Source organism: Duganella dendranthematis (assembly GCF_012849375.1).
GTDB lineage: Bacteria > Pseudomonadota > Gammaproteobacteria > Burkholderiales > Burkholderiaceae_D > Rugamonas > Rugamonas dendranthematis.
The window spans coordinates 3422013-3439915 of record NZ_CP051684.1 but is presented as its reverse complement, the minus strand read 5'-3'; the positions used below and the strand labels follow the sequence as shown (position 1 = coordinate 3439915).

Here is a 17903-nt window from a genome sequence, read left to right as displayed (position 1 = left end):
CGAAGTAGTCGCAATAAACCGTTTCAGTAGCAACTTAAAGTTGATATCGCTTCATCTCGGCGGCGGGCAGGTAGAACTGCTCATTGTCCTGCAGCGGTGCCACCACAAAGTCGATGAAGCGCCGCACCCTGCCCGGCATGTCGGTTCGCTGCGGAAAGTACAGGTAAAACCCCATGCGCTCGCTGAGATGTTCGGTCAGCAGCGGTTGCAGCTGGCCGGCGCGGATGGCGGCGCTGGCGTTGATGCTGTCGATCTGGCCGATGCCGATGCCGGCCAACACGGCGTGCATTTCGGTCTCGGGATCGTTGCTGAGCAGGACCGGCTGCACGTGGTGGAACACCGTCTCGCCATCGATCTCGAATTCCCAGGCCATGGCCCGTCCGCTGCCAGGCTGGCGATAGGCGGTGCAGCGGTGCGCCGCCAATTCTTCCAGGCTGCGCGGCGCGCCGTGGCGCTGCAAATAGTCCGGTGAAGCGCAGACGATTTGCTGGACCGGAAACAGCCGCCGGCTGACGATCTGCGCCTCCGGCGCATTGCCGCCACGGAAGCCGACGTCGATGCGGTCATGCACCAGATCGCTGAAGGCGTCATCCTGGATCAGATCGATCTGGATGCCAGGATAGGCCAACTGAAACTCGGCCAGCAGCGGCATCAGAATGCGGCGTCCCATGGAGCCGGAGGCGGCCACACGGATCAGTCCTTCATCCTCGCGCGCGGCGCTGCGGGCCCGCGCCAGCGCGCCAACCACGCCATCCAGGCTGGGCTTGATCGACTCCAGCAAACGCTGGCCCTCTTCGGTCAGCGTGCTGTTGCGCGTGGTGCGGTGAAACAGGCGCACGCCGAGGTGCTGCTCAAACTGGCGGATGGTTTTGCTGACGGCCTGCGGCGTGGTGCCCTGCGCTTCGGCGACCTTGTTGAAGCTGCCCAGTTCGGCAGCGCGGATAAAGGTCGAGATGGCGCGCAGTTCATCCATTGCTGCTGCGTTTGTGCTTGGCCAGATGGCGGTCGAGGCTGTTGGCGAAACTCTGCCGGTCGGCCTGACTGAAGGCGGCCGGGCCGCCGGTATCCACGCCGCTGCCGCGCAGCTCATCCATGAAGGCGCGCATGGTCAGCATCTGCGCGATATTGTCGTTGGTGTAGAACTCGCCGCGCGGATTGAGCGCGTAGCCGCCCTTCTTCAGCACGTCCGAGGCCAGCGGGATGTCGCCGGTGACCACCAGGTCGCCGGGCTCCAGCAAGCGCACAATCTCCTGGTCCGCCACATCAGCGCCGGACGGGACTTGCACCGAGCGGATGAAACGCGACGGCGGCACCCGCAGCAACTGGTTGGCCACCAGCGTCACCTGCATCTGCATGCGGTCGGCCACGCGGTACAGGATTTCCTTGATGACGGCGGGACAGGCGTCGGCGTCGACCCAGATCTGCATTACAGATCGCTCCACAGTTCGCCATTCGGATTGGTGCGCGGCGGGCTCATGCCGAAATGCTTGTAGGCGGCCGGCGTCGCGACCCGGCCGCGTGGCGTACGCTGCAGGAAGCCTTGCTGGATCAGGTACGGTTCCAGCACGTCTTCGATGGTGTCGGCCGCTTCGCCGATGGCCGCCGCCAGGTTGCCGATGCCGACCGGGCCGCCGCCGAATTTGTACAGCACCGCTTCCAGCAGCTTGCGGTCCATGACGTCGAAGCCGACCGTGTCGACATCCAGCATCACCAGCGCGGCGTCGGCCACGGTCTTGGTGATCTCGCCGTTGCCCTTGACCTCGGCGTAGTCGCGCACGCGGCGCAGCAGGCGGTTGGCGATCCGCGGCGTGCCGCGCGCGCGGCGAGCGATTTCGCGGGCGCCGTCTTCGTCGATGTGGGCCTTCAGCAGCGCGGCGCTGCGGCTGACGATCTTGGTCAGTTCATCGGTGGTATAGAACTCCAGCCGGGCGACGATGCCGAAGCGGTCGCGCAGCGGGTTGGTCAGCATGCCGGCGCGGGTGGTGGCGCCGACCAGCGTGAACGGTTGCAGGTCGAGCTTGACCGAGCGCGCGGCCGGGCCTTCGCCGATCATGATGTCGATCTGGTAGTCCTCCAGCGCCGGGTACAGGATCTCTTCCACCACCGGCGACAGGCGGTGGATTTCGTCGATAAACAGGACGTCGTTGGCTTCCAGGTTGGTCAGGATGGCGGCCAGGTCGCCGGGGCGTTCCAGCACCGGGCCGGAGGTCTGGCGCAGGTTGACGCCCATCTCGCGGGCGATGATGTTGGCCAGCGTGGTTTTACCCAGGCCTGGCGGCCCGAACAGCAGCGTATGGTCGAGCGCCTCCTTACGATTGCGGGCGGCGGAGATGAAGATCTCCAGCTGGTCGCGGATCTTGGACTGCCCGACATATTCATCGAGATGCTTGGGCCGCAGCGCGCGTTCGATCGCCTCTTCATTTGGCGAAGACGGCGCAGCATCGATAATGCGCTGTTCGGTAAAACTGTCGGTCTGTATGCTCATACAGGTATTTTACCCTGCATTGGGCGATCAGCCCTTCGACAGCGCCTTCAACGCCTGCTTGATGCCGTCGGAGACGGTGGCGCCGGCGGGGACGGTTTTGAGTGCCAGCAAGGCTTCCTTGTCGGAGTAGCCCAGCGCCAGCAGCGCGTTGAGGATGTCGGATTTCGCGTCGGGCACAGCGGCGACGCCACCGGCGCCGATGTCCGCACCCAGCTTGCCCTTCAGCTCCAGCAGCAGCCGCTCGGCGGTTTTCTTGCCGATGCCAGGCACTTTGACAAGGCGCCCCGCTTCCTGCAACGTCACCGCCTGCGACAAATCGGCGATCGACATGCCGGACAAAATCGACAGCGCCGTGCGCGCGCCAACGCCGGTGATCTTGATCAGCTGGCGGAACACGGCGCGCTCCTCGGCATTGCCGAAGCCAAACAGCAGATGCGCATCCTCGCGGATCGCCTGGTGCGTGAACAGCACCACTTTCTCGCCGACGCCCGGGAGGTTGTAGAAAGTGCTCATCGGCACATCGACTTCATAGCCGACGCCACCTACGTCCACCAGCAATTGCGGCGGATTTTTTTCGAGCAGAATACCGGAGAGACGACCAATCATGAGTGAGACCTTAGAAAATTTTAGCCAACCAGCCGGCCGCGCCGCATGCGCAGCCCGGCCAGCGGGCCGTTGGCGGTGGTGTTGGTGGCGCCGGCGATCAGCGTCAGCGTTTCGCGGCTGTGGGCGTGGCAAATGGCGATACCGAGCGCATCGGCGGCATCGGTGCCTGGCAGGCCGGGCAATTTCAGCAGACGCGCGACCATGTCCTGCATCTGCGCCTTGACCGCGCGGCCTGTGCCAACCACCGCTTGTTTGATTTGTGTCGGCGAATACTCGGCCACGCTCAGCTCGGCTGATACCAGCGCGCAGATTGCCGCGCCGCGGGCCTGGCCCAGCAGCAGCGTCGATTGCGGGTTGACGTTGACGAATACCTGTTCGATGGCGGCGCAGTCCGGGGAATAAGTGCGCGCGACTTCACCCACGCCGTCCAGGATCACCTTGAGCCGCGCCGGCAAACCGCCCTCGCCGCTCTTGATGGTGCCGGAGGCAATGTAGAGCAGCTTGCTGCCCTGCTTGTGGATGACGCCAAAGCCGGTGGTGCGCAAGCCGGGGTCGATGCCGAGAATTATCATTAGGGGATTGTATGCAGTAAAGAAAAAGCCCGCAAGCAATGCGGGCTTTCTAGCGCGAATGAGGTTGCCGCAACGTGGTCACAGCGAGGCGTCGCCGTCGAAGACAGTGCGAATGCACGGCGAGACGGCGCAACGAAGCTGTGGCCGCTTTGCGGCGACCGATTAATGGCGGAAGTGACGGGTGCCGGTGTACACCATCACCACGCCGCGCTCGTCGGCGGCGTCGATCACTTCCTGGTCGCGCATCGAGCCACCTGGGTGGATCACGCAGGTCGCGCCGGCGTCAACCACCACATCCAGGCCGTCGCGGAACGGGAAGAAGGCGTCCGACGCCACCACCGAACCGGCCAGCGACAAGCCAGCATTCTGCGCCTTGATCGAAGCGATACGGGCCGAGTCGATACGGCTCATCTGACCGGCGCCCACACCCAGCGTCATGTTATTGCCACAGAAGACGATGGCGTTCGATTTGACGTACTTGGCCACGCGCCATGCAAACATCATGTCCTGCAGTTCCTGCTGGGTAGGCTGCTTCTTGCTGACCACCTTGACGTCGGCCAGCAGCACGTTCTTCGAATCCGCCGACTGCACCAGCAGGCCGCCGCCAACGCGCTTGAAGTCCATCGCGTTGACGCCGTTGCCCAATGGGATTTCCAGCAGACGCACATTCTGCTTGGCCGACAGGATCTGCTTGGCTTCGTCGGTGAACGACGGCGCGATCAGCACTTCCACGAACAGCTTGGCCAGCTCGGTCGCGGCGGCCGCGTCCACATCGACGTTGAAGGCGATGATGCCGCCAAACGCCGACGTCGGATCGGTCTGCAGCGCGCGCTTGTAGGCTTCGACGGCATTGCTGCCGAGCGCCACGCCGCACGGATTGGCGTGCTTGACGATGACGCAGGCGGCCGACTGGTCGAAGCCGCCCATGCTCTTGACGCATTCCCACGCCGCATCGGCGTCGGCGATGTTGTTGAACGATAGTTCCTTGCCTTGCAGCTGCTTGTAGTTGGCCAGCGCGCCGTCGGTCTTGATGACGTCGCGGTAGAACGCCGCCGACTGGTGCGGATTCTCGCCATAGCGCATGTCCTGCACTTTTTCAAACGCCACGTTCAGCTTGGCTGGATAGGCGCTGCGGCTGCCGTGCGAACGGGTCGCGTCCAGGCTGGTCAGGTAGTTGGCGATGGCGCCGTCGTACTGCGCGGTGTGCGAGTAGACCTTGGTGGCCAGCGTGAAGCGGGTCTCGTAGCTGACGTAGCCTGGGGCATTGTCGGTGGTCTTCATTTCCGCCAGCACCACGCCGTAGTCGGCCGGGTCGCAGATCACCACCACGTCCTTGTGGTTCTTGGCGGCGGAACGCAGCATGGCCGGGCCGCCGATGTCGATGTTCTCGATGGCGTCGTCCAGCGTGCAGTCATCCTTGGCGACCGTGGCCTGGAACGGGTACAGGTTGACCACCACCATGTCGATGGTTGGAATGCTGTGCTCTTCCAGCTTGGCCACGTGGTCCGGGAAATCGCGACGGGCCAGGATGCCGCCGTGCACTTTCGGGTGCAGCGTCTTGACGCGGCCGTCCAGCATCTCCGGGAAACCGGTGTAGTCGGCCACTTCGGTCACGGCGACGCCGTTGTCGGCCAGCAGTTTGGCGGTGCCGCCGGTCGACAGGATGTTGACACCCATGGCGGACAGCGCGCGGGCGAAGTCCAACACACCGGTTTTGTCGGAGACGGAGATGAGAGCTTGTTTAATCATGGCGATGAAAGGCGAGGTGGTTAAATATTCGGTCAGCAACAGCGGCTGTCCCCAGCCACTTCATGCCGGATAGAACGGGCGCTTTTACAGCAGGCCGTGTTCCTGTAATTTCTTGCGCAAGGTATTGCGGTTGATGCCCAGCATCTGCGCGGCATGCGACTGATTGCCGTCGGCCCGCGTCATGACCACTTCCAGTATCGGTTTCTCGACGGTCAGCACGACCATGTCGTAGATGTTCGAAGCCTGCTGCTCGCCCAGGTCGGCGAAGTATTCTTCGAGACTCTTCTGGACTACTTCCTGGATACTTTCTTTGCTCATTTTCTTGTCGTTCGGCTAATTAATCTATAACGCTGGCAAATCGCCCGGCTTATGGCTGGAAACGTTTGCCCTTCTGATGATGTGACTTTTTTGTACTCTCTCGCCGCCGTTCAGGCGGCCTGCAAATCTTCAGCGAGGCGGTATTGTAACCGTTCGCCGTACCGCCATTGCGATTCGAAGAATTGGTCGACGGCAAGTAACTGTTCGTCGACGGATTCCAGCAGGTTCATTTTCTGACGGAACTCCTCGCCGCCCTGCAGGTCGCGCACATACCAGCCGATGTGCTTGCGCGCGGTGCGCACGCCGAGGTAGTCGCCGTAGAAGGCGTAGTGGCCGCGCAGGTGCTCGTCCATCAGCGCCCGCACCTCGTCCACCAGCGGCGCCGGCAGATGCTGGCCGGTGCGCAGGTAATAATCGATCTCGCGGAAGATCCACGGCCGGCCCTGCGCCGCGCGGCCGACCATGACGGCGTCGGCGCCGGTGTAGTCCAGCACGAATTTGGCCTTCTCCGGCGAGGTGATGTCGCCGTTGGCCACCACCGGGATTGAAACCGATTTCTTGACCGCCGCGATCATGTCGTACTCGGCGTCACCTTTGTAGCCGTCGGCGCGGGTGCGGCCATGCAGGGTCAGCATGGCGATACCGGCGTCCTCGGCGATGCGGGCAATGTTCAGCGCGTTCTTGTTGTCGCGGTCCCAGCCGGTGCGGAACTTCAGCGTGACCGGCACATCCACCGCGCCGACCACCGCATCGACGATGCGCTTGACCAGTTCTTCGTCCTGCAACAGGGCCGAGCCGCACCAGGCGTTGCACACCTTCTTGACCGGGCAGCCCATATTGATATCGATGATCTGCGCGCCGCGCTCGACGTTGAAGCGCGCGCAATCGGCCAGATCCTTGGGATCGGCGCCGGCGATCTGCACCGCTTTCGGCTCCATCTCGCCGGTGTGGTCGGTGCGGCGGGAACTCTTTTCCGTCGCCCACAGGCGCGGGTTGGAGGCCGCCATTTCAGACACCGCATAGCCCGCGCCCAGCTCCTTGCACAGCTGGCGGAAAGGACGATCCGTCACGCCCGCCATGGGAGCGACAAAAACGTTGTTACGCAGTAGATGAGGGCCGATTTGCACTGACGATACCTGAATGTCGGGAGAGGGAACCGTCTATTTTAACCGAAGGTCTGCTCAAATAATAAGCACTATTTTTTATGTATTCGGCAAATGTGCAGCCTGGCCGTTATGAAGCATGAACTAAATAACATCGTCCATGGCGGCCGGCGCAAGGTGGTCCACCTCGCCCCAGCTAGTGAGTACCAACTTGCCGTCGGCGACGTCGAAGCGGTTAATGCTGGCGTTTTTGACCTGGAAGTCGCGCGGACTGTCGAGCTGGATGCCGCGCGCTTCGCGGTAGGCGCACTCCAGCACGCCGCCGTGCGCCACCACCGCCACGGTCTGGCCCGGATGGCGCGCGGCCACCCCGCGCAGCGCGGCGATCACGCGGTCGTAAAACTGGCGGAAGCTTTCCGCCATGCGGTCGCCGTGCGGCATCATGGCGTCGATATCGCGCGACTGCCACAGCTGGAAGTCGGCCGGATATTCGTCCTGTATGTCCTGGTACAGCATGCCTTCGAACACGCCGTAGGCACGTTCGCGTAGCTGCGCATCGCTGCTCGGCGTGATGCCGGCATGATGCGCGGCTACCGCCTGGGCTGTCTGCATGGCGCGCTGCAAGTCGCTGCTGAGTACGGCGTCCAGCTTTTCTGCGGCCAGCGCGCGGCCCAGCGCCGCAGCCTGGCGTTCGCCCTCCTCGTTCAGCGGGATGTCGATATGGCCTTGCAGGCGGCGCACGGCGTTCCAGGCCGTCTCGCCGTGGCGGATCAGCAGAATGGTGGTGTGAGTCATTAGTAGGCTTATTTGTTAGGATATGCGCCGATCAGCTGCGCTTCATCGATGATATGGCCGTAAATGGCGCGCAACACGTCGGCGCAGCAGAAGCTGGCCGGCAGTTCCAGCCGGGGCACGTCCAGCGCGTAGATGCGGAAAATATAGTGGCGGGCGGCGTCCGGCAACGGGCCGGGGCCGTCATAGCCGGGACGGCCGTTGTCGCTCAGCCCCTGGCGCAGCGGCACGCCGTCCAGCACGGTTTCGGCATTGCCGGGCAGCGCGCCGGCGGCCAGCGACAACATTGTCGGCGGCAGGTTCACCACGCTCCAGTGACAAAAATCGCCATCCGGCCTGTCCGCAGCCAGGCACAGCACCACAAACGAGGCGGTACCGGCCGGCACGTCGCGCCAGCGCAGTTGCGGGTGGCGGTTGCCGCCCCCGGCTGCGTGCACCGCCGGCATCGCGGCGCGGTTGCGGAAACTGTCGCTGGAAAGCTTCATTGCCTATTTCGCGTTGGTTTGCAGCCAGAAGGTTACCGGGCCATCGTTGGTCAGCGACACTTTCATGTCGGCGCCGAATTGGCCGGCTTCCACCTTGGCGTGCTTCCCGCGCGCCTGTTCGACAAAGTAACTAAATAAACCCAAGCCATCGGCAGGCGCCGCAGCCGGCGTGAACGACGGCCGCGTGCCGGACTTGGTGTCGGCCGCCAACGTGAATTGCGGCACCAGCAGCAGACCGCCGGCGATATCGGTCACGCTACGGTTCATCTTGCCAGCATCGTCGCCGAACACGCGGTAAGCCAGCAGCTTGGTCAGCAAGGCGTCCGCGTCCTTTTCGGTATCGTTGCGCTCGGCGCACACCAGCACCAGCAAGCCGGCGTCGATGGCGCCGATGGTCGCGCCATCGACCACCACGCTGGCACTGCTGACGCGTTGCAGCAGCGCGATCATGCCGACAAGGTCACGCGCGCAAACTTGCGCTTGCCGACTTGCAGCACGAAAGTGCCGGCTTGCAGCTGCAAGGTTTTGTCGCTGATCACGGTACCGTCAACGCGCACGCCGCCCTGCTCGACCATGCGCATCGCTTCCGAGGTCGACGCGCACAGGTTGGCCTGCTTCAACAACTGGGCCACACCCAGCGGCGCGCCGCCCAGCGCCACCTCCGGAATGTCGTCCGGGATGCCGCCTTTCGAGCGGTTGACGAAGTCGGCCAGCGCATCTTCGGCGGCCTGCTGCGAGTGGAAACGTGCGACGATTTCCTGTGCGATGGCGACTTTGGCGTCACGCGGATTGCCGCCGGCGGCCACGGCAGCCTTCAGCGCAGCCACATCGGCGATCGAGCGGAACGACAGCAAGTCGAAGTATTTCCACATCATCTCGTCGGAAACACTCATGATCTTGGCGAACATGGTGTTGCCCGGCTCGGTGATGCCGATGTAGTTGTTCTTCGATTTCGACATTTTTTCAACGCCGTCCAAACCTTCCAGCAGAGGCATGGTCAAAATACATTGAGGCTCCTGACCATAGTCCTTTTGCAGTTCGCGGCCGACCAGCAGGTTGAATTTCTGGTCGGTGCCGCCCAGTTCCAGGTCGGACTTCAGCGCCACCGAGTCGTAGCCTTGCATCAGCGGGTACAGGAATTCGTGCACGGCAATCGGCGTGCCATTTTTAAAGCGTTTGGTGAAATCGTCGCGCTCCATCATGCGCGCCACCGTGTAGCGCGAGGCCAGTTGAATCATGCCGCGCGCACCCAGCGGGTCGCACCATTCGGAGTTGTAGCGGATTTCGGTCTTGGCCGGGTCCAGCACCAGCGAGGCTTGCTTAAAGTAAGTCATCGCGTTTTGCTCGACCTGTTCCTTGGTCAGCGGCGGACGGGTGGCGTTACGGCCGGACGGATCACCGATCATCGAGGTGAAGTCGCCGATCAGGAAGATCACTTGATGGCCGAGGTCTTGCAGCTGGCGCATTTTGTTCAGCACCACGGTGTGGCCTAAATGCAGGTCGGGCGCGGTTGGATCCAGGCCCAGCTTAATGCGCAGCGGCACACCGCTTTGTTCCGAGCGCGCCAGCTTTTGGGCGAACTCACTTTCAATCAGCAACTCGTCGACACCGCGTTTGGTGATGGCGAGCGCCTCCAGGACGTTGTCAGTCAAAGGCAACGCTTTAGAGGGAGCCGACGGTATCGAAGAAGAAGTAGTCATGATTTTTTTACGGTTTTTTCAGAAAAAGGTAGTCAGGCGCAGGAGTTTGCTATAATCCCCGATCCATCAATCTTGCCGCACGAAAACGAACAAAATAGATAATTAGAAGAAATAAAACGTTCCTGAATAGTTCAAGCGGCAAATTTTAACTGATTGCATGAACCAAATACATAAATTCACAAGCTCACGCTTGTTCGGTCTGCTAGGTTCTACGCGCAAGGCGCGCATCATCAGCGCGTCTGCATTGTTTCTCGCAGTATGTGCTTTTGGTGCGGCAGGCGTAGCGCCGCTCGCGCCTGACGCGTCGGATCTGCCCGTGAAAACTGTTCAGGAAGCGGTTGTGGTTCCTGACCTGAGCGCACAGATCAATAGCCTGGAACAACAGTCTTCTAACGCGCACTTCGTGCACGAAGAGAAAATTCGCGCCGGCGACACGCTGGCCACCTTGTTGACCCGCCTGGGCGTGGACGACGATGCAGCCGAGAACTTTATCAAAAAAGATAAGGTTGCCAAAGGCGTGATGCAGCTCAAGACCGGCAAGCGCGTACAAGCGCAGACCGACGACGAGGGCAACCTGCAGTGGCTGCGCGCCACCGTGGTGGACGGCAAAGACGATCCAGTCACCAACATCAAGATCACCCGCCAGGGCAACGGCTTCGTTGCCAGCGCCGAGCCAGCCAAGCTGGAACGCCGCGTCGAAATGCACGCGCGTAACATTACCTCGACCCTGTACGCGGCAACCGACTCCAGCGAAGATGGCGCCAAGCTGCCGGACAATATCGTCAAGCAAATCATTGAGATGTTCTCCACCAACGTCGACTTCCGCGGCGACCTGAAGCGCGGCGACAGCTTTAACGTGGTGTACGAGACGTTCTGGCAGGATGGCGAGTTCGTGCGCGCCGGTCGTGTGCTGGCGGGCGAACTGACCAATAAAGGCACGACCTATCAATCGGTGTGGTTTGAAGATCCGCAAAGCAAGCAAGGCGGCGGTTACTACAGCTACGACGGCAAATCCCTGAAAAAAGCGTTCCTGAAATCGCCGGTGGAGTTTTCGCGTATTTCGTCCGGTTTCGCGATGCGCGTGCATCCGCTGTCCGGCCAATGGAAACAGCACAAGGGCATCGACTTCCCGGCGCCGACTGGCACCCCGATCCGCGCAGCGGGCGACGGCGTGGTTGATTTCGCCGGCACCCAGAACGGCTACGGCAATTTCGTCGTGCTTAAGCACTGGAGCAACTACACCACCGCTTACGCCCACATGAGCCGCTTTGCACCAGGCCTGAAAAAAGGCGCGCGCGTCAGCCAGGGCGACATCATCGGCTACGTCGGCACTACCGGCTGGTCGACCGGCGCTCACCTGCATTACGAATTCCGCGTCGCTGGCGAAGCCAAAGACCCGGGCAAAATGAACGTGCAGGCCCAGGCGCCGTTGACGGCGTCCGAAATGAGCCGCTTCAAAGTCTATTCCAACGACATGATGCACCGCTTCGCGTTGCTGCGCCCGGCCGGATCAGGCGGCGGTACCCGCATGGCGTCAGTCGCCGCCAAATAAGCTTTCTGAAACAGGCCGCCTAGCGGCCTGTTTTTTTATTATCATGCGCTGTTGAGCACGTTTCTTCCGTGCGCTAAACCACACAGATCGCGAGGCAGGTAATGACGTTGTATATCGGTTTAATGTCGGGCACCAGCCTGGACGGCGTGGACGGCGCGCTGGCGCAGTTTGACGGCGATGCCACCACCACGGTGGCGGCGGCCTACATCGCCTTCCCGCCGCTGCTGCGGGCCGAGCTGATGGCGCTGCAAGCCAGCGGCGACAATGAGATCGAACGCGAGGCGATGGCCGCCAACCAGCTGGCGCAGTATTACGCCCAGTGCGTGGCCGAGCTGCTGCGCGTCTCGGGCCGCGCGCCGCAAGATGTGCGCGCGGTGGCGGTGCATGGCCAGACCATCCGCCATCGTCCCGAGCTGGGTTTTACGCGCCAGACCAACAACCCTGCCCTGCTGGCCGAGCTGTGCGGCATTGATGTGATTGCGGATTTCCGCAGCCGCGACGTCGCCGCCGGCGGCCAGGGCGCGCCGCTGGTGCCGGCCTTCCACCAGGCTTTGTTTGGCAAGGAGGGCCAGCCGCGCGTGGTGGCGAATATCGGCGGCATTTCCAATATCAGCGTACTGAGCGGCGATGGCCGCGTGGTCGGCTTCGATACCGGTCCCGGCAATGTACTGATGGATGGCTGGATCCACCGTCACCGCCGCCAGGAATACGACGCCGACGGCGCGTGGGCGGCCAGCGGCAAGGTGGTGCCGGCCTTGCTGGACGAACTGCTGAAAGAGCCGTATCTGGCGCGTCCGGCGCCGAAGAGCACCGGCCGCGAGCTGTTCCATCTGGCATGGCTGGATGCGCGCCTGGCAGCGCACACGGCGGCCGCGCCGGAAGACGTGCAGCGCACGCTGACCGAATACACGGCCGTCACGCTGGCGGATGCCATCAAGGCCTATGGCGGCGGCGCGGATGCGGTCTATATCTGCGGCGGCGGCGCCTACAACAGCGTGCTGATGCAGGCGCTGGGAGCAGCCTTGGGCAATCAGGTGATGGTGGCGTCGACGCAGGCGCTGGGCGTGGCGCCCAACTGTGTGGAAGCGCTGGCGTTCGCGTGGCTGGGCTACCGCTTCATGGAACGGCTGGCCGGCAACCTGCCGGCCGTCACCGGCGCCAAGGGCGAACGCGTTCTCGGCGCACTCTACCCGCGCTGATTAAGCCGCGCAGTCACCCCAAAAGGTCAGGGTCTGACCCCGCACGGGGTCAGACCCTTGTGCGTCGCCGTTCGGGGTAAACGGTTCCCGCTAAGAACGGCGCGCGACAATCCGGAACTGGCTTGGCGTCTGCCCCACTTCCTTGCGGAAGAAGCGCGTGAAATACGCCGCGTCGGTGAAGCCCAGCCAGTACGCAATCTGCTCCATCGCCATATCGCCGAAGATCAGGTTGCGCTTGGCCTCGGTAATCAGCCGCGCATGGATCATCTTGGTCGGACTCTGCCCCGCCGCCGCCGCGCACGCCGCCCGCAACTGCACCAGCGACACCCCCATCATCGATGCGTAATTCTGCAATTGCAGATTCTCGCGGTAATGCTGATCGATCAGCTCACGGAAGCGGTCGGCCAGCCGCACCTCGCTGCCGCTGGCGACCTTGCTTTCCAGCTCCTCCATGTGCGCGCCGCGCACCAGCATCAGCAGCAGTGACGTCAGCAGCGCCTCGGTGCCGACCACATGGCCGATGGTCTTGGCAGCCACTTCATGCGACAGCTTGCTGATCACATTGAAGAACTCCTCCGCCGACTCCGCCGCATACGACAGCGGGATCACGCGCGGCGACGCCCACAGCTTGATGAAGTCCTGCAGCTTGCTGTTGATCTGCTGCAGATACGACACCTCGATGGTGACCACCCAGCGGTCCACGTCCACCTCGTAGTCCAGCCCGTGCACCGATTCATTCGGCAGCAGCAGCGCGCACGGCGCCTCGAACGGCACGCTATGCCCTTCCAGATTCATCACGCCGCGGCCGTTGCGCACGAAGATCACCTGCCCGTAGTGCGGGTGTGCGTGCGGCTCGGTGCGCCATCGGCCACGTTCGGTCACGTGGCCGATGTTGACGAACCAGTTGTCCTTTTCCTCCGGATTCTCGACATACAGCCGCACCTTGGGCACGGTCGTCAGTCGGGGTTTGCCGTTGGCATCGCGTTGATACTTTGTCATCGCATTTGAAGTCATTGTCGCCTCCTGTGCTGCACTATAGCCCCCGCTTTTGGCAGTAGCAATACGTGCGTACAAAAGTGCCAGCGAATGTAATTTTTGTGTAGAGACGCGCGCCGGCCCAACTTCTATTCTTGCTCCATCAAATCAAAGGAGAATGAAGTTGGCCACCAAAGTGAAGCTCAAGATCGCCATCGCCGATCATCCCCACACCATCGCCATCAAGAACGGTTCGATTCCGATCGAGGGCGTGGAAGCGGAGTTCGTCACCGTCAAACCGCAGATCGGCGCCTTCCGCCGCATGGTGCGCGATGTCGAATTCGATGTCTGCGAACTGGCGCCCACCACCTACATCATCGCCCGCGCCTACGGTGCGCCGTTTGTCGCACTGCCGATCTTCGTCGTGCGCCGCTTCCACCACGGCGGCCTGCTGGTGCGGCCGGACGCCAACATCAACCACCCAAAAGACCTGGAAGGCAAGCAAGTCGGCGTGCGCGCCTACTCGGTCACCACCGGCGTCTGGAACCGCCAGGTGCTGATCGACGAATTCGGCCTCGACGCCTCCAAGGTCACCTGGGTGGTCGACGATGAAGAACACGTCACCCAACTCAAGCTGCCGGCCAACGTCATCCACGCCGCCGCCGACACCTCGCTGGCCGACATGATGGCCAAGGGCGAACTGGTGGCCGGCCTGGAAGGCGCGGCAGGCATTGGCCGCACCGGCGCGCCGACCGGCGGCTGGCAGGAAGTGGAAGCCGACTATCCGGACCTGCTGCCCAACGCCGCCGAAATCGAAAAGGAATACTACGCCCGCACCGGCGTCTATCCGATGCACGGCACCATCGTGGTCAAGGACTCGGTGCTGGCCGAGCATCCGTGGATCGCGCAGTCGCTCTACAAAGCCTTCGACCAGGCCAAGCAGGAATGGCTGGCCAAGCTGGACTCGGGCGAAATCACCGACAAGAAATACCAGGCGCTGCAAGAAATCGTCGGCCACGACCCGCTGCCCTACGGCATTGCCGACAACCTGAAGACCATCGAGACGCTGGAAGCGACCGCCTTCAAGCAGGGCCTGACGCCGCGCCGCATGGCGCTGCACGAACTGTTCGTCGATCCGAACGCGATCTAACAATAAAACGGAGACACCATGATCATCGATTGCCACGGTCACTTTACGACCGTCCCCAAATCCTTCCGCGACTTCCGCGCCAAGCAGGTGGAGTTCGCCAACGATCCGGCCAACGGCCCGTCGCGCGCCGAAGCCTTCGTTTCGGATGAGCAGATCCGCGAAGCGGTCGGCGGCGGCCAGCTGAAGCTGCAACAGGAGCGCGGCGGCGACCTGACGCTGTTCTCGCCGATTGCCGGCTTGATGAGCCACCACCTCGGCAACGAGCGCACCAGCATCGAGTGGGCGGAGATTTCCAACGACCTGGTGCACCGCGTCACCCAAATGTACCCGGACAATTTCGCGCCCGTGTGCCAGCTGCCGCAATCGCCGCTGGCGCCGCCAAAGAACAGCGTGCCCGAGCTGCGCCGCTGCGTGGAGGAACTGGGCTTCGTCGGCTGCAACCTGAATCCCGATCCGACCGGCGGCTACTGGACCGGCACCCCGGTCACCGACCGCGAGTGGTATCCGCTGTACGAAGCGCTGTGCGACCTCGACGTGCCGGCCATGATCCACGTGGCCGCCTCGTGCAATCCGTGCTTCCACGGTACCGGCGCCCACTACCTGAACGCCGACACCTCGGTTTTCATGCAGATCCTGCAATCGAACCTGTTCAAGGACTTCCCGACGCTGCGCCTGATCATTCCGCATGGCGGCGGCGCCGTGCCCTACCACTGGGGCCGCTACCGCGGCATGTCGCTGGAGATGATGGAGCGGCCGCTGGAAGGCCTGCTCGACAACCTCTTCTTCGACACCTGCGTCTACCACCAGCCCGGCGTCGAGCTGCTGACCAAGGTGATCCCGGCCGACAACGTGCTGTTCGGCTCCGAAATGATCGGCGCCGTGCGCGGCAAGGATCCCTGCACCGGCCACTACTTCGACGACACCAGGCGCTACGTCGATGGCATCGCCGCGCTGAGCGATGAAGACCGCTACAAGATTTTCGAAGGCAACGCGCGCCGCGTGTTCCCGCGCCTGGATCAACGCCTGAAAGCACAAGGTAAATAATATGACTGCCATCGTAGACATCCACCCGCACATCATCTCGGACGACGAGCAGGCTTATCCACCGGCGCCGCTGTTTGGCAAGCGCTCCGACTGGTCGCAGGAACGCCCCAGCACGGTCGAAGCGCTGATCGCCGCCATGGACGCAGCCGGCGTCGCCAAGGCCGCCGTGGTGCACTCGTCGACCACCTACGGCTTCGACAACAGCTACGTGGTCGACGGTTGCAACAAATACCCGGACCGCCTGGTCGCGGTCGGCTCGGTTGACGTGTTGCAGGAAGACGCACCGCAACGCATCCGCGAGTGGCACGCGCGCGGTTTGCAAGGCCTGCGCCTGTTCACCGGCGGCAGCACCAAGGAATTCGATCCGAGCGAACTGGACGATCCGCGCTCGTTCCCGGCGTGGGAGCTGTGCGCCGAGCTGAATCTACCGATGTGCATCCAGACCGGCCCGGTCGGCCTGCCACAAGTGACCGCGCTGGCCAAGCGCTTCCCGAGCGTCAAGATCATCCTCGACCACCTGGGTCGCCCGGACGTGCTCGATGGCGCGCCGTACGCCAACGCCCAATCGATGTTCGACCTTGCGCCGCTGGACAACATCTACTTCAAGCTGACGCCGCGCATCTTCGGCGACGTCAAGAAGGAGAAAGCCAGCGCCGCCACCTTCTTCCCGGCGGTGGTGCAAGCGTTCGGCGCGCAGCGGCTGGCATGGGGCTCCAACTTCCCGACGTCGCCCGGCACGCTGGCCGAGATCCTCGCCACCGCGCAGCACGGGCTGGCCTCGCTGAGCGACGACGACCGCGCCTGGATCTTTGAAAAGACTGCCAAACAGCTGTATCCAAGCCTGGCCTGAGCGCCGAGAAAGAATATATGGAGACGAACAAACACGGCGCAGCCAGCCGCTGGACCATACTCGGGCTGCTGGCACTGGGCGTGCTGATTTCCTTCATCGACCGCACCAGTATTTCTTCGGCGCTGGCGGACCACAACTTCGTGCGCGAGTTCGCGTTGTCGAGCGTGGACCGCGGCTGGATCAACGCCGCCTTCTTCTGGTCCTACGGCCTGTTCCAGATCCCGATGGGCGTGGTGGCCGACCGTTACGGCGTCAAGTGGCCGTATGCGATCTGCTTTGCCGCCTGGTGCCTGGCGACGGCGGCGATGGGGGCGGTGACGGCCCTGTCCGCGCTGGTGATCATGCGCCTGATCATCGGCGCCACCGAAGCGATTGTGATCCCGGCCAGCTACCGCTGGATCCGCAACAACTTCGACGAGAGCCAGAACGGCCTGGCGGTCGGCCTGCTGGCGATGGGCAACAAGTTCGGCCCGGCCATCGGTGCGCCGGTCGGCGCCTGGCTGATCGTCAACTACTCGTGGAATGTGATGTTCGTCGCCACCGGCATCGTCGGCCTGCTGTGGCTGGTGCCCTGGCTGGGACTGGTCCGCAACGACTTTCCGAACAAGGAGCAACTGGCCACGGCCAGGCGCAAGGCGTCGTCGGTGACCTTCACCTCCATCCTGTCCAGCCCGGTCGTGTGGGGCGGCATGATCACCAACTTCTGCTACGGCTACTTCACCTTCTACTGCATGAGCTGGATGCCGGCCTACCTGGTCGAGCAGCGCGGCCTGTCGCTGGCCAAGTCGGGGCTGTACACCTTCTTCAGCTTTGCCGGCATCGCCATCGTCGCCGCCATTGCCGGCTGGGCGGCCGACCGCGTGATCGCCAGCGGCCGCAACGCCGTCACCGTGCGCAAGGCCTTCATCATCGCCGGCTTCATCGGCGGCTGCACCGTGCTGCTGGGCGCCTATGCGGACACGCTGGAAATGGCGCTGTTCTGGAACGTGCTGTCGCTGTCGCTGCTGGGCCTGGCCACCGCCAACAACCTGGCGCTGTCGCGGCTAACGCTGATTCCCAAGCAGGCGATCGGCGCCGTCACCGGCGTGCAGCAGGTCGCCACCAGCCTGGCCGGCGGTGTGGCCGCCAGCTTGTCGGGCTGGCTGCTGCACATCAGCGGCAGCTATGACCTGCCGATGATGGTGATCTTCGTCTTCCTGATCATCGGCGCCGTCGCCACCGCCGTGCTGTTCCGGCCCGAGTGGGCGCCGAAAGTGACCGAACCCACCGCACCGGCCAACGCCCCCGCAGAAGGCGCGCGCAAAAGCGCGGCCTGACCAATAA

Annotated in this window: 19 protein-coding genes; 6 read left to right on the top strand and 13 right to left on the bottom strand. The window is 63.1% G+C overall.

Annotated elements, in window-relative coordinates:
- Positions 1–34: 34 nt before the first annotated feature.
- From HH213_RS15685 to tyrS, 12 genes are all read right to left on the bottom strand, one after another.
- Positions 35–973 (bottom strand): LysR family transcriptional regulator, encoded by a 939-nt coding sequence (locus HH213_RS15685; protein ID WP_169112824.1) that lies wholly within the window; start codon positions 971–973, stop codon positions 35–37.
- Positions 966–1427 carry a YaiI/YqxD family protein gene (locus HH213_RS15680; protein WP_110847393.1) on the bottom strand — a complete coding sequence of 154 codons (462 nt, stop codon included), beginning with the start codon at positions 1425–1427 and terminating at the stop codon, positions 966–968. Before HH213_RS15680 ends, HH213_RS15685 begins: the two co-directional genes overlap by 8 nt.
- A complete protein-coding gene (gene ruvB, locus HH213_RS15675; RefSeq protein ID WP_110847394.1) occupies positions 1427–2485 on the bottom strand; it encodes a Holliday junction branch migration DNA helicase RuvB in 1059 nt (352 codons plus the stop codon). Before ruvB ends, HH213_RS15680 begins: the two co-directional genes overlap by 1 nt.
- A gap of 27 nt (positions 2486–2512) precedes the next feature.
- A complete protein-coding gene (gene ruvA, locus HH213_RS15670) occupies positions 2513–3091 on the bottom strand; it encodes a Holliday junction branch migration protein RuvA (protein ID WP_110847395.1) in 579 nt (192 codons plus the stop codon).
- Between the two features lie 20 nt (positions 3092–3111).
- Entirely contained in the window at positions 3112–3663 is a 552-nt protein-coding gene (gene ruvC / locus HH213_RS15665) for a crossover junction endodeoxyribonuclease RuvC (RefSeq protein ID WP_110847396.1), read from the bottom strand.
- A 162-nt stretch (positions 3664–3825) separates the two neighbouring features.
- Entirely contained in the window at positions 3826–5412 is a 1587-nt protein-coding gene (purH, locus tag HH213_RS15660) for a bifunctional phosphoribosylaminoimidazolecarboxamide formyltransferase/IMP cyclohydrolase (protein WP_169112823.1), read from the bottom strand.
- A gap of 84 nt (positions 5413–5496) precedes the next feature.
- The gene (locus HH213_RS15655) at positions 5497–5730 is read right to left on the bottom strand and encodes a helix-turn-helix domain-containing protein (protein ID WP_072788986.1); all 234 of its coding nucleotides are present in this window, start codon (positions 5728–5730) and stop codon (positions 5497–5499) included.
- A 110-nt stretch (positions 5731–5840) separates the two neighbouring features.
- Positions 5841–6809: a tRNA dihydrouridine synthase DusB gene (dusB, locus tag HH213_RS15650; protein ID WP_229263472.1), complete on the bottom strand. Its 969-nt coding sequence runs from the start codon at positions 6807–6809 to the stop codon at positions 5841–5843.
- 168 nt (positions 6810–6977) lie between these two features.
- Positions 6978–7628: a histidine phosphatase family protein gene (locus tag HH213_RS15645; RefSeq protein WP_169112822.1), complete on the bottom strand. Its 651-nt coding sequence runs from the start codon at positions 7626–7628 to the stop codon at positions 6978–6980.
- 8 nt (positions 7629–7636) lie between these two features.
- Positions 7637–8110 carry a YbhB/YbcL family Raf kinase inhibitor-like protein gene (locus HH213_RS15640; protein WP_169112821.1) on the bottom strand — a complete coding sequence of 158 codons (474 nt, stop codon included), beginning with the start codon at positions 8108–8110 and terminating at the stop codon, positions 7637–7639.
- A 3-nt stretch (positions 8111–8113) separates the two neighbouring features.
- Positions 8114–8560, bottom strand: a complete 447-nt coding sequence (dtd, locus tag HH213_RS15635; protein WP_169112820.1) for a D-aminoacyl-tRNA deacylase — start codon at positions 8558–8560, stop codon at positions 8114–8116.
- On the bottom strand, positions 8557–9810 hold the full coding sequence (gene tyrS / locus HH213_RS15630; RefSeq protein WP_169112819.1) for a tyrosine--tRNA ligase: 1254 nt from the start codon (positions 9808–9810) through the stop codon (positions 8557–8559). Before tyrS ends, dtd begins: the two co-directional genes overlap by 4 nt.
- 157 nt (positions 9811–9967) lie before the next feature.
- Here tyrS and HH213_RS15625 point away from each other — a divergent pair, with 157 nt between their 5' ends.
- Together HH213_RS15625 and HH213_RS15620 are read left to right on the top strand one after the other, a co-directional pair.
- Positions 9968–11362, top strand: a complete 1395-nt coding sequence (locus HH213_RS15625) for a M23 family metallopeptidase (RefSeq protein ID WP_110847402.1) — start codon at positions 9968–9970, stop codon at positions 11360–11362.
- A gap of 101 nt (positions 11363–11463) precedes the next feature.
- Positions 11464–12561: an anhydro-N-acetylmuramic acid kinase gene (locus tag HH213_RS15620; RefSeq protein ID WP_169112818.1), complete on the top strand. Its 1098-nt coding sequence runs from the start codon at positions 11464–11466 to the stop codon at positions 12559–12561.
- 90 nt (positions 12562–12651) lie between these two features.
- Here HH213_RS15620 and HH213_RS15615 read toward each other — a convergent pair whose 3' ends face one another.
- Positions 12652–13560, bottom strand: a complete 909-nt coding sequence (locus HH213_RS15615; protein ID WP_229263021.1) for a helix-turn-helix domain-containing protein — start codon at positions 13558–13560, stop codon at positions 12652–12654.
- A 160-nt stretch (positions 13561–13720) separates the two neighbouring features.
- Here HH213_RS15615 and HH213_RS15610 point away from each other — a divergent pair, with 160 nt between their 5' ends.
- From HH213_RS15610 to HH213_RS15595, 4 genes are read left to right on the top strand one after another with little or no spacing between them, the layout of a single operon-like run.
- Entirely contained in the window at positions 13721–14686 is a 966-nt protein-coding gene (locus HH213_RS15610; RefSeq protein WP_169112817.1) for an ABC transporter substrate-binding protein, read from the top strand.
- An 18-nt stretch (positions 14687–14704) separates the two neighbouring features.
- Positions 14705–15730 (top strand): amidohydrolase family protein, encoded by a 1026-nt coding sequence (locus HH213_RS15605; protein WP_169112816.1) that lies wholly within the window; start codon positions 14705–14707, stop codon positions 15728–15730.
- Between the two features lies 1 nt (position 15731).
- On the top strand, positions 15732–16580 hold the full coding sequence (locus HH213_RS15600) for an amidohydrolase family protein (protein WP_169112815.1): 849 nt from the start codon (positions 15732–15734) through the stop codon (positions 16578–16580).
- 17 nt (positions 16581–16597) lie between these two features.
- Positions 16598–17896: an MFS transporter gene (locus HH213_RS15595; RefSeq protein WP_169112814.1), complete on the top strand. Its 1299-nt coding sequence runs from the start codon at positions 16598–16600 to the stop codon at positions 17894–17896.
- Positions 17897–17903 lie beyond the last annotated feature (7 nt).

Excerpts from the sequence above, each read along its gene's own strand:
- HH213_RS15685 (WP_169112824.1), bottom strand. The coding sequence starts at position 973 with ATGGATGAACTGCGCGCCATCTCGACCTTTATCCGCGCTGCCGAACTG.
- HH213_RS15680 (WP_110847393.1), bottom strand. The coding sequence starts at position 1,427 with ATGCAGATCTGGGTCGACGCCGACGCCTGTCCCGCCGTCATCAAGGAA.
- ruvB (WP_110847394.1), bottom strand. The coding sequence starts at position 2,485 with ATGAGCATACAGACCGACAGTTTTACCGAACAGCGCATTATCGATGCT.
- ruvA (WP_110847395.1), bottom strand. The coding sequence starts at position 3,091 with ATGATTGGTCGTCTCTCCGGTATTCTGCTCGAAAAAAATCCGCCGCAA.
- ruvC (WP_110847396.1), bottom strand. The coding sequence starts at position 3,663 with ATGATAATTCTCGGCATCGACCCCGGCTTGCGCACCACCGGCTTTGGC.
- purH (WP_169112823.1), bottom strand. The coding sequence starts at position 5,412 with ATGATTAAACAAGCTCTCATCTCCGTCTCCGACAAAACCGGTGTGTTG.
- HH213_RS15655 (WP_072788986.1), bottom strand. The coding sequence starts at position 5,730 with ATGAGCAAAGAAAGTATCCAGGAAGTAGTCCAGAAGAGTCTCGAAGAA.
- dusB (WP_229263472.1), bottom strand. The coding sequence starts at position 6,809 with ATGGCGGGCGTGACGGATCGTCCTTTCCGCCAGCTGTGCAAGGAGCTG.
- HH213_RS15645 (WP_169112822.1), bottom strand. The coding sequence starts at position 7,628 with ATGACTCACACCACCATTCTGCTGATCCGCCACGGCGAGACGGCCTGG.
- HH213_RS15640 (WP_169112821.1), bottom strand. The coding sequence starts at position 8,110 with ATGAAGCTTTCCAGCGACAGTTTCCGCAACCGCGCCGCGATGCCGGCG.
- dtd (WP_169112820.1), bottom strand. The coding sequence starts at position 8,560 with ATGATCGCGCTGCTGCAACGCGTCAGCAGTGCCAGCGTGGTGGTCGAT.
- tyrS (WP_169112819.1), bottom strand. The coding sequence starts at position 9,810 with ATGACTACTTCTTCTTCGATACCGTCGGCTCCCTCTAAAGCGTTGCCT.
- HH213_RS15625 (WP_110847402.1), top strand. The coding sequence starts at position 9,968 with ATGAACCAAATACATAAATTCACAAGCTCACGCTTGTTCGGTCTGCTA.
- HH213_RS15620 (WP_169112818.1), top strand. The coding sequence starts at position 11,464 with ATGACGTTGTATATCGGTTTAATGTCGGGCACCAGCCTGGACGGCGTG.
- HH213_RS15615 (WP_229263021.1), bottom strand. The coding sequence starts at position 13,560 with ATGACAAAGTATCAACGCGATGCCAACGGCAAACCCCGACTGACGACC.
- HH213_RS15605 (WP_169112816.1), top strand. The coding sequence starts at position 14,705 with ATGATCATCGATTGCCACGGTCACTTTACGACCGTCCCCAAATCCTTC.
- HH213_RS15600 (WP_169112815.1), top strand. The coding sequence starts at position 15,732 with ATGACTGCCATCGTAGACATCCACCCGCACATCATCTCGGACGACGAG.
- HH213_RS15595 (WP_169112814.1), top strand. The coding sequence starts at position 16,598 with ATGGAGACGAACAAACACGGCGCAGCCAGCCGCTGGACCATACTCGGG.